Below are 10,444 nucleotides of genomic sequence, written 5' to 3'. Positions count from 1 at the left end.
AAACTTTAAATTAATTGAGATACTTATTATGAAAACAATGAACAGCCCAAAATACACGCTAAATACAACAAACCCGTCAATGAAAAACAAACAACGTGGTGCGCTCTCCGCAGAAGCGGCAATGGTTATCGCTGTCGTTTTAATTGCGCTGATGTTCATGGTGTCGCAAGCACCAATCTTTCGAGCCAAATTCAATGAGGGTAAATTTCTATCACAAGCGAATGACATTGCGCAAGAAACATACGCATGGAAAAAAAACCGCCCTAATTTTGAAGGCGTGACGATAACTAAAGTGTGTGAAGAAGGTAGCCTAAGCAAATCAATTTGCGGCTCATCAAATGACGGTCGTGCAACAAACCCATTTGGTGGTGACTGGTCAATTTCAGCTAATACCGGCAGTAAAGGGCTATTTGATGTAACGGCCACATTACCAGAAGACGCACACCGCATTCCTAGCCTTGCTAACTCAATTGCTTCATCTACTCGCGCTAACTGTAATGAAGCTGACGGCTGCGACACTTTAGCTACAACCGCAACGTCTATCAAAATGACGTACTAATGCGTCAGCGCGGCTTTCTTAGCGCGGAATTAAGTCAGTACCTTGTCATTACAACCCTACTATTTACGCTTCTTGTTCCGCCTACATTCCTGTGGGCAAGGCTCTATCAAAATGCGGCCAGCATTAACCAAACGATCGAGACCATCACGCAGGAAGCGCAATTTCACTATGCCAAAGCCGTGTTAACAACGCGCTGCTTACCTCAAGCGGCACTAACACTGGCGGATTTAAACCTTGCCTTGCCTGACGGCGATGTTCGCTATGAAGTGCGCTACTTACAAAGTGGCGTACCCAAGGCAAGGCCAAGCGGCATTCAAGTGGGCGTGACGATAATTGAGCCGAAGTTGCAGAACGTGGCAACTCGGCTTATCCCTGACGAAATCCAAGGCGCAACTTTACTATTTAACGCTCCGTTAAATTATCAACTACCTGACTGGCAAGAACTCAACACCAATACGGGTTGTATCCGATAGGAGGCCAATTGAAAGGTTTAAAAAAACAACAAGGTTTTGCAATGCTGGCTTCAATGTCCATCGTCCTTGGCGTGGTCATTGTTGGCTCAATGTGGGTGGCAGAAGAAAGCGCAAAACGCCGAATTTTGACTAACTCAGAATCATTCTATAACCGAATTATCTACTTACGAACCCAAGTACACGCCTTTGTGAATGACCGTTATTTGGAAGGGCATCGAATCAATGGGGCGGCGATTTTTCCGAACCGACTAGGGGCACTTGAGCCGAAATACATTCCAACATGTACCAATGAAGATAATCAGAACGGCTTTTGTATGAAAGTCAATCAAACCCCTTGGGGCGAGATTGGTGAAACAGATTATCGAGTTGTGGCCGTACCGAAAGATGACGGTTCCGGTGTGAGCCATTACCGCGCTGAATTTGATGTAAAGCTACCGGATAAAGACTCAGTAGCCCTCAAATTTGAACGACAAACCACACTCGCCATGCTTGCGCAAGTTCCCAATATTTTCTACGACGATGCAAACAACATCTTAACCGTTCGTATCGATAGGCCAGATAAAGCCTTTGCGTATGAATCTTTGGTTAAGCGCAGCGGCGACGATTCGACGTTATTAGGCGATTGGGACGTGGGTGGCAACTTTGCGATAACGAACGCTAAAGATGTAACCATAAAAAACAGCAACGGCACACAGCAATCCGTTGTTCAGGGCTTAACCAAAATCTACACCGTTGAACACGGCCAATGGTTACGAAAGCCACCATGCCCACAAGGGATGACCTTAAATTCAACGTTCAGTATTACCGAAATTCAAGCTCATCGTAATTACACCTTAACAGGTCTTCAACGAGCCTATCTACTTGAAGAGTCCGCAACGCACTTGCGAGTAGGATTAGATGCGGGAGCTAAACATAAATCAACCAATGCGGGACACACACTCCACTTAGGAAAAGTGACCGCACTTTTACAATGCAAATAAGGAGCTGATATGACAGCAAAAAAAACAAGCATTTATTTAAGCCTTATTTTAGCTATCACGTGTACTAATGCACTAGCTAAAGTTACGTATGAAGATGCACTAGCAGACGAACGACAACTGGCTAACGAAAATCCCCACAACCCACCGACTAAAGGATTTACCCAAGACGAAATAAATGCAGCAGTGAGTTCAAATGGCGTTCCAACCGTCTTTAACGGATATTCAAATAGCAGTTGTACAAATGTTTATCCACCTAGTGGTACATCCATTTCAACACATGACATTTATGTAGTCGGAACGTATGAAGATCAAAACAACCATAAGGACTCACATACTCGTGGGGTCGCTCAAAAACTGACAACCAACGGCGCAACTAAAATTTGCGCAGCTTGGACGCCAGCTCGATATTTCAACTTCCAATATCAAGTTACCGCTTACAAAAAATAACTTGACCTAAATCACGCCCTTTGTAAGATTAACTATACTTAACCAAACAAAGGGCTAACAACATGACTAAAGAAGAGTTCAAAGCGGAGTACACAAAAAAAGGATGGACAGCTACAACACTTGCAAAAAGATGGGGGTACACAGCAGCAACTCGCATTCATCACATAGCAGTAGACCCACATAAAAACCCTTATATGATCGATGCAGTACGTGGATTACCTTACATCATAAAAGAGAAAATATAATTAACGATTAATATTGCATCAAAGAGATTATTTCAGTAAAATAGATCGATCAAATATCGTGATTCAATCGGAATAATAACAATGAAAAAAGCCCTTTTATTACTCGCGTTAAGTTCACCATCCGCTATGGCTATAGTTGGAGGAGAATCGTTAGATTGGCGCAACCAATTTACAAACATGACCACTCTAAATTGCTCATATACGGTCATTGGTGGCAAATTCCTTCTGACCGCTGGTCATTGTGTAGCGGCTTCTAATATTGGTTTCTCAAATAGCGAAAATATAAATATTCTTACACATATTCTTCCGCCAGATGATGGGACTGAACTATTTTCTCCAGACATAGCTGTGTGGGAGCTAGAACGTGCGCACAAGACAAAAGATATAAGTTACATAGCAAACCTAAACAGCGATCCTATTCGTGTTGGAGACAGCGTTAATATGTATGGCTTTGGCGGTTCAGACCAACTCAGGAAAGGCATATCACAAGTAGCAGACCGTTCTGATAGTGAACATGACTTATCATCTTATTACGTAACAAACAACATTGGTCAAGGCTTATTACAGCCAGGTGACTCTGGCGGAGCGTGGACAAACACAGCAGGTGAAATAATTGGCGTATCAAGCTCAGTAGCGCCAGATTCAACATCAATGATGGCAACTCGACTTCCACCATTGAAAGATTGGCTATCGCAAACAGTGAACGCATGGCATTACCCAACATTGGCTAATGTTAATGGACGCGAAACCATTACAATTCAATCATTGCATAGTAATCCAGCCGGTGTAGATTTTTCTGTGGAGTCTAACGAAACAGGCGACGCAACCATCATTCGAGATCAAAGTACCTGTTTAACAAAGCCAACTGTATTACCGTTTGAGAAATGTACTATCGTTGTAGAAAGTAATGGCGGTGAAGGTCAAATACAGCTTTCTGGGACTGAATTTATCGAACTGAATAAACCAACTCCTGTTGAACCACCAACACCACCAAGCGCTGGCGGTGGTTCTAGCGGCGGCTCAATGAGCTTGTTTGGTCTACTAGGCTTATTTGGTTTAGGTGTGATGCGCTCACGCAAACGCTAATACTAAACAGAACAAACAAAACGGCGGCTTTTCTAGTCGCCTTTTTCACGCTTGAATAATAACGAGGAATCAAACTATACAAATGGATAATAAAAAGTTTTATCACGCATCCAACATTGTGTCTCTCGATGACTTTCTAAAATCTGATTTTGCTCAGGGTAGCCATATCTACTGTGCATTTACTAAGAACAGTATGGACTCGTTCATCAAGCATAACCTTGAGAAAAAACTAGTCAAAAGTATCAGCTTTAGTGACGGGCACACTCTCTACCCAACAGCACCAGAAATTGAGCTTGAAGATGCAGAATATAATTAATCTCAACTCTACCCACTAGAATAGAAAAAGCCTCGATAACATTCGAGCTATCGAGGCTTTCCTTTGTGCACACTCTTTTACTGCAAAGGAATAAAAAGACAATGCAGTATCGGCATTCTAACGCAATTTAAACCGTTGGAAAACAACACCCTACTAAAACCGAAAAAGCCTCGACAGAATCCATTCCGTCGAGGCTTTCTTTCACCCTTCGCTCAAACCGCACTAACAAGAGTAGAGGAATATGGGGTAAAACTCTTTCTTGTAGCACATAGAAACACTATCTCAATTTTAAGAAACGGCCAAACAATGATTCAAATGATCACGATAACTCTATTTTTCTTCGGCTATCTCTTTGTTATCTGGCAACTAATGAAAGCCCCCAATAATCTAGACAGGCCACCGCCAAACGTTCAACGAAAAACAAGCGCCCTATTCTGGCTATGTACCGTGGTCTTTTTGCTAGTGATTGATTACTCGATCATCACCAGCGTACTACTAGCTTCACTACTAACCTACTTTTACGCCACTAGAATTTGTCGCTTCAAAGCAAACTCAAATGCATTGTTGACCGTCGTTCATGACTTACTCGATAACTCAAAAGCTCAAATCCACCTGAGCAATCCAGCCGATAGTTTTCAACGTGGCCACTATGTTGAACTTTTAGATTTATTAGGCAAATTGAGCGCATTTGGCATAACACAAATCACATTGACCTCACCGATGTTCTACAAAGACAAAGCATTAAGAGGATTGTGCGCACTTGAGCGGCTAACAAGCCCGAACTGGCAAGTAACAGGCAAATCAATTCACTGGGTTAACAAGCTGTGGGAAATAGCGGTACTGGCTAATCTGAGGCGCACCAAAGCCAATCAGACCATTAATTCACTTTCACTAACACAGTGGTATCAAATCACTCTGACTTTAAACCGGCACGCAAGTAAGAAATCGTAAGCTTACGATTTTGAGCTTGGGTGGAACAACGCGCAGCGGCGTTAGGCTCGCATAAATTTGTAACTTCCATCAAGAAGGCATGAGGACTACACATGACATTTTCTTCTTTTCAATACTACGTATTTAAAACCCTATCAGCCATTGGTTTACTACCTAAGGGCTTAATCTCTATAGAGCAGCTTGATTATCACTACGATGTAAGAAAAATGCTTGATGAATATAGGGAGCTAATCGAGGCAATAGACAATAAGACTGGGTATTTCAGCTCAGAAGAAGATTTCTGGTCAAACGGACACGCAGGGCAACACGATGACTATTTAGTTCGCCTTTATGAAATACGTTACCAAAAAAAACCAAACGATAACTCGTGGGTAAGAGGCAGACCTAAATGTCTTCGTCCATCAGATTCACCAAATCGCTAACGCCATGCGTTCTACATAAGGAAAATTCAATTGCACCGTTTATTCATCATGCTCTGCGTACTCATAAGCACATCGAGCCACGCGGCAATTGCGCAAGGTGAGCGAATTTATAAAGGATGGTCATCGAGCTATAACCGGCCACTTTCAGTGAGTTGCCCTAAATATTGTGACGCTGTAGCGTCATACAGCAAAATCTACGGTGTTCCTGAAAAACTCATTATTGCCATTATCCAAAATGAAAGCGCATTTAACGCCAAAGCGGTTAGCCCCAAAGGGGCAAAAGGACTCATGCAGTTAATGGATATAAATAGCCGAGCGGCCAACATAAACCCATTTAACCCTAATGAGAATATCCGCGCCGGCACAGCTCTATTTTCTCGATTGCTCAAACAGTATGACAGCATCGAGCTGGCACTGGCCGCGTACAATGCAGGGGAAGGAAATGTTGCTAAATATGGCGGCATCCCCCCGTTTCCAGAAACCAAGCAGTATATTCAGCGTGTCATGCGCCACTATCACTCAAGCAGTAATCGATAAGAGGAAAAACAATGGTTTTACTTTGTCGTCGTATCGGCATTTCTGGCGAAAAAATTCACATCCAAAAAATCGATGGTAAGTATGAAGCCCGTCAGGCTTTAGCGATATTTGGAAATTTTCCCATGAGCGAGGCTGAGCTAGAAAAGATTGATTACAACCCATTCCATAATGACTTTATCGGGGAGTACGCCATTGGCAAAGGTGAAACGACAGACAAAGCCATAGCAGCCATGGAAGAAAATTTTAGTGTTATTGAAAAATCACTATGGTTATAAAAAAACGGACAGCTCATAGGCTGCCCGCGATTTAATGATGTAGCGCATTCGTGCGTATTTCTACTTGAAATATAGTGCCGAGAATCCAGCGAAAAACAAACCAATAATCAAAAATAGAAGCTTCGTGTTTGTAGATTCTATTTTATCAAGACGTTTTTCTAGTGATAGCTTCAACTCGTTAATAGATTCATTTACTTGCTCAAATCGCTTATCGACTAAATCGAAGCGCTTATCGACTGAATCATTTACTTGCTCAAATCGTTTATCGATTGCATCAAATCGTTTTTCAGTCAACGCTTTGAACTCGTTAATATTTTCGTGAACATGACCAAATTGTTTATCCATTTGGTCTTCAAAACGAGTGAGACGCTCCTTTACATTATCGACACTTTCTTGAGTAGCAAAATGCTGGTCATAAGCGTGACGGTGCAAAAGTGCGTTTAATACATCAGATTCAGTGAATGCGATTTTTTTCTCATCACTCATTTTTATCTCCTAGAGATTCGTGAAGCCATGCTTCCTGTTTAATTTTATCAGTCAGCTTGGCTTGTCGGTTGACAGCTAAACTGACAACCCCACAAAGCACAATGCTTTATGTCGTCATTATATCCAATTTCAACCATTAGTACACATATCACCCACTGACTCTATAGGAACGCCTATGCACTTATTCCCGCAAGTGCCGCTTCGTGTCGTCACGTTATCGGCTCTATTGCTTATCCCTACATTAGCCCCGCCACCGGCACAAGCTGCATCAGATGACGAATGCGGTATTTGGTTATGTTTGCCAACTGGATTTGGAACTGGTTGCAGTGGTGCAAAAAGCGCGTTTAAAAAGCGGATTAAACGCTTTAAACCGCCACTGCCTGACTTTGCCGCTTGCATGGTGAAATCACCGGTCACATCAAACCACGATAACTTCACCAATCGTGATGGTTATGCCGCTTACATTCCGCCACAGAAAATCTGCACGGAATATAAACGCGACTCGATGCACCATGAGCCACGTTGTACCGCATGGCAAACCAGGCCGGAGCGTTATGTAAAAGGCCAGCGTTGCGAACGTCAAAGTGGTGATAAACAACGAACCCCTATCGGTTGCACCGGCACATATCGTTACGCGGAGGTTTACCGCAACGGCTCATTGATGGGACAAACTCACTACTATTAAACAGGTGCTAAATGACAGGATTTATAAAAACGCTATTTGGTGATGTTCCAGTCAGTAAAAGTTACGAGTGGAATTGGGTAGAAGACCATTTTAGGCCACTACGTGAACTGTACTTAACTGATAACGTCACTGAAATATTTGTTGACCGTTTTGATTCAATCTCAATTGAGCGCAACGGCATCATAGAAAAGACCTCAGCCAAATTTGAAAGCGAAGACCATCTTTTAGACTTCATAAAACAACTCGCTACCGCACTTGACCAGCCTTTCAATGCTGAAAACCCTCTCTTTGATGCTCGCTTTCCTGATTGCAGCCGCCTGTGCTGTACGGGAACGCAAATCACGCCACAAGGTGCAACGCTTACCTTACGTATTGCACCTAAAGAGCACATCGATGCGGAGCAAATAGTCGAATCGGGCGGAATGAGTCGAGCTATGCTGGATTACCTCATTCAAGCGATTAAAGACGGTAAGACCATCATTGTGTCTGGTAACACAGGCAGCGGGAAAACAACCTTGTTACGCGCACTAGCGCGTTACATACCGCTAATTGAGCGGATAGTCGTCTGTGAAGATACACAAGAGCTTTATCTTGTTTGGCTACCGTTTTGCGTTTCGATGGAAGCCCCAAAGCGCAGCAACTCTAACATCGAAATGAAGAACTTGATTGAAGCGGCTTTGCGTATGCGGCCAGATAGGATTTGGGTCGGTGAAATACGAAAAGCCAGTGCCGCCGATGCGTTTATTCAAGCGATAAACACGGGGCATAGTGGATGTGTCACGACACTACACGCTAATAGCGCTAAAGACGCGCTATCGCGCCTTCAATACCTAATCGCGTCACTAGGTAGCATTACCTATGAGCTAGCGTATCGACAAATCATCGACAACGTTGATGTATTTGTTCATGCGTCACGCCACTCATCTTATGGCCGAAAAGTCACAGAGATAGTCGAAGTTGTAGACGGTGAGTTAGTACCGAAATTCATATTTGATAAAGAAAAGCAAATTCACGTAGAAGCCCCCACGAACCAATAAAGGACAGAACAACATGTTTAATCCCATTTTTGAACCAACGTTAAATCCATCATACCAAGCTGAAATCAATGTACTGATCCAATGCCTAAGCGAGTCAATCACTCCAAATAGTATTCGACATTATGCGTATCGAATCGGAAGGGGCTGCTTTCACGTATTAAAGCTAGATGACCAACTAGAAGTAACGCTAACGGAAGGCTGTGTTGATATTCCAGACAAAGAAAATTGCTTGGATTACATCAGTGTTGGTCATTTACAAGTGAGTGTTATGGATAGCATAGACATCACTTACCTCATCGCAGCAATCGTCAATCATTTCAAATCACTGAATGCAAATCTCGCGTACAGATTGGAAGACGTAGCCATGCAATCATGGTTAGCATGGCAAAATAAAGACGAGTTGATAGACGTTAAACAAACTGTTTCCAGAGATACAACTGACATTGAACACTTACTTAATGAAGAAGTTAACGCAATTGCTTGCAATGCTTCTCACAATATCCGGTTAAAACAAGAAAACGAAATCGGGCAATTACGAGAAGACTTAAATTGGTGTATTGCACAAATAACTAGCCACTTTAGTGCTAGACCTTATTGGGAAGAAATCACAACGGCCTATTTCACCCGCGGTAATAACATCGATGAGCAATACTGGAAAACCATCAATAATATTGCAACCAAGCAAGTCACCATAACACACCCAACGCTATTGTTCTCAGAAGCTTATAGAGAATTCAATCGCATGGCTTTTTTCGCCCTCAACGTCATTATTAGTTCGTTAGACGATATAGATATTAAAGACAAGATAGCTCCCGATGCACTAGATGAAATACTGACGATCACACATCAAGAACTGTCAGTGCGAGCCCCCACTTCATTAGCTGGACATGATGAATCATTAGAAATACTACAAAGGTGCATCAATCTTTTTTGTTCAGCAACAGATACACCCCCAACGGATTTTGTGTATTATTCGAACAATATGAATAACATTCGAATAATGGAAGCAAACAAAACCAATGACAGTCGCACTGGAAAAAAACAGTAATGAAATCGTACATGGAAGCGCATTAAGAGCTTTAGATGACGAACATATACAAGAAAATGATTACATTTGTCCTGATGATAAATGTCTTATGCCAGCAACACCCTGTTCTTACAAAGAAAGTAACCAAAAAGCATCATATTTTAGGTATGATGAACATTCACCTGAATGTATTGTTACATTGCAACAAAACAGCTCTAAAGGCTCAAAGCGTTCGACCAAGGATCACTTTTACTCATATATTGATGAGTTAAAAGAGCCTTCAGATCGTCAACCAAGCAGTGGTATAGCAAAACAAAACACGTCAAATAACACTGCCTCAGCACAACCCAATATTGAAAAAGGTAAAGCATCCAGATACCTTGAGGCTGCGATAGATTACTACTTAGATAAAACGGAAGAAGCAGTCAATCGTACATTAAAATTGCCAAAGCACCCCAAAAAAACCTATAGATCAACGTTTCAGCTCATCACTGATAACAAGCAATATAATTCTGGTCATATTTTCTATAGCAAAATCAAATTTAACGCTCAACTAGAGGAAATTGATGGATATATAAAGCTTACGCTTTTGCCTAAAAATAATGGCAAACAATATCAATTAAAAATCAACACATCAAAATGGAGTAATCAGAAGAAAAACGCCTTCAATCTTGCTTGCAGCACATCACTTGAAAATGCAAAAAAGCATTACATTAAACAGAAAAAAGCGAACAAGTATCCTACGGAACACCCTTATATATTCTTTGTTGCCCATAATCCAATCGTAAGCGACAACGAATTTGAGGTAGAGCATTTTGAGTTTGTTTCATTACGATATCTTCCAGAGCTTCATCTTCCTTTTAATGACCGAGGGATCAAAAAAATTGTTAGAACTATAAGCGTTAATAAAGCAATTGA

The 10,444-nt window shown here is 41.9% G+C and carries 16 protein-coding genes; 15 read left to right on the top strand and 1 reads right to left on the bottom strand.

What is annotated here, in order from left to right:
* The 11 genes from RH88_RS08860 to RH88_RS08810 all read left to right on the top strand — a co-directional run.
* The coding region (locus RH88_RS08860) for a hypothetical protein (protein ID WP_005595128.1) at positions 1 to 559 on the top strand (559 nt) is incomplete at its 5' end.
* Complete coding sequence (locus RH88_RS22720; RefSeq protein WP_005595127.1) at positions 559 to 1,032, top strand: hypothetical protein; 474 nt, start codon at positions 559 to 561, stop codon at positions 1,030 to 1,032. The genes RH88_RS08860 and RH88_RS22720, both read left to right, overlap by 1 nt.
* A gap of 8 nt (positions 1,033 to 1,040) precedes the next feature.
* Positions 1,041 to 2,012, top strand: a complete 972-nt coding sequence (locus RH88_RS08850) for a hypothetical protein (protein ID WP_005595125.1) — start codon at positions 1,041 to 1,043, stop codon at positions 2,010 to 2,012.
* A gap of 9 nt (positions 2,013 to 2,021) precedes the next feature.
* Entirely contained in the window at positions 2,022 to 2,459 is a 438-nt protein-coding gene (locus RH88_RS08845; RefSeq protein ID WP_005595124.1) for a hypothetical protein, read from the top strand.
* Between the two features lie 62 nt (positions 2,460 to 2,521).
* Positions 2,522 to 2,704: a hypothetical protein gene (locus RH88_RS08840; RefSeq protein WP_005595121.1), complete on the top strand. Its 183-nt coding sequence runs from the start codon at positions 2,522 to 2,524 to the stop codon at positions 2,702 to 2,704.
* Positions 2,705 to 2,785: 81 nt separating this feature from the next.
* On the top strand, positions 2,786 to 3,790 hold the full coding sequence (locus tag RH88_RS08835) for a trypsin-like serine protease (protein ID WP_005595120.1): 1,005 nt from the start codon (positions 2,786 to 2,788) through the stop codon (positions 3,788 to 3,790).
* A gap of 82 nt (positions 3,791 to 3,872) precedes the next feature.
* Positions 3,873 to 4,106 (top strand): hypothetical protein, encoded by a 234-nt coding sequence (locus RH88_RS08830; protein WP_005592643.1) that lies wholly within the window; start codon positions 3,873 to 3,875, stop codon positions 4,104 to 4,106.
* 315 nt (positions 4,107 to 4,421) lie between these two features.
* A complete protein-coding gene (locus RH88_RS08825; RefSeq protein ID WP_241212171.1) occupies positions 4,422 to 5,057 on the top strand; it encodes a hypothetical protein in 636 nt (211 codons plus the stop codon).
* Positions 5,058 to 5,149: 92 nt separating this feature from the next.
* Positions 5,150 to 5,479 carry a hypothetical protein gene (locus RH88_RS08820; RefSeq protein WP_005595116.1) on the top strand — a complete coding sequence of 110 codons (330 nt, stop codon included), beginning with the start codon at positions 5,150 to 5,152 and terminating at the stop codon, positions 5,477 to 5,479.
* 30 nt (positions 5,480 to 5,509) lie between these two features.
* Entirely contained in the window at positions 5,510 to 6,016 is a 507-nt protein-coding gene (locus RH88_RS08815; RefSeq protein WP_005595114.1) for a lytic transglycosylase domain-containing protein, read from the top strand.
* Between the two features lie 11 nt (positions 6,017 to 6,027).
* Positions 6,028 to 6,291: a hypothetical protein gene (locus RH88_RS08810; protein WP_005595112.1), complete on the top strand. Its 264-nt coding sequence runs from the start codon at positions 6,028 to 6,030 to the stop codon at positions 6,289 to 6,291.
* 60 nt (positions 6,292 to 6,351) lie between these two features.
* On the opposite strand, the gene RH88_RS08805 is transcribed toward RH88_RS08810, so the two are convergent.
* A complete protein-coding gene (locus tag RH88_RS08805; protein WP_005595110.1) occupies positions 6,352 to 6,777 on the bottom strand; it encodes a hypothetical protein in 426 nt (141 codons plus the stop codon).
* A 175-nt stretch (positions 6,778 to 6,952) separates the two neighbouring features.
* Here RH88_RS08805 and RH88_RS23585 point away from each other — a divergent pair, with 175 nt between their 5' ends.
* The 4 genes from RH88_RS23585 to RH88_RS08780 all read left to right on the top strand — a co-directional run.
* Positions 6,953 to 7,462: a hypothetical protein gene (locus RH88_RS23585; protein WP_005595108.1), complete on the top strand. Its 510-nt coding sequence runs from the start codon at positions 6,953 to 6,955 to the stop codon at positions 7,460 to 7,462.
* A gap of 11 nt (positions 7,463 to 7,473) precedes the next feature.
* Positions 7,474 to 8,499, top strand: coding sequence for a TadA family conjugal transfer-associated ATPase (locus RH88_RS08795; protein WP_005595106.1), 1,026 nt, complete (start codon positions 7,474 to 7,476; stop codon positions 8,497 to 8,499).
* A gap of 13 nt (positions 8,500 to 8,512) precedes the next feature.
* The gene (locus RH88_RS23855) at positions 8,513 to 9,547 is read left to right on the top strand and encodes a hypothetical protein (RefSeq protein WP_005595104.1); all 1,035 of its coding nucleotides are present in this window, start codon (positions 8,513 to 8,515) and stop codon (positions 9,545 to 9,547) included.
* A partial coding sequence (locus RH88_RS08780; protein WP_005595102.1) for a hypothetical protein occupies positions 9,519 to 10,444 on the top strand: 926 nt, incomplete at its 3' end. The genes RH88_RS23855 and RH88_RS08780, both read left to right, overlap by 29 nt.

It is taken from the genome of Vibrio scophthalmi LMG 19158, assembly GCF_000222585.1.
Lineage (GTDB): Bacteria > Pseudomonadota > Gammaproteobacteria > Enterobacterales > Vibrionaceae > Vibrio > Vibrio scophthalmi.
This window is presented reverse-complemented; position numbering and strand designations above follow the sequence as displayed.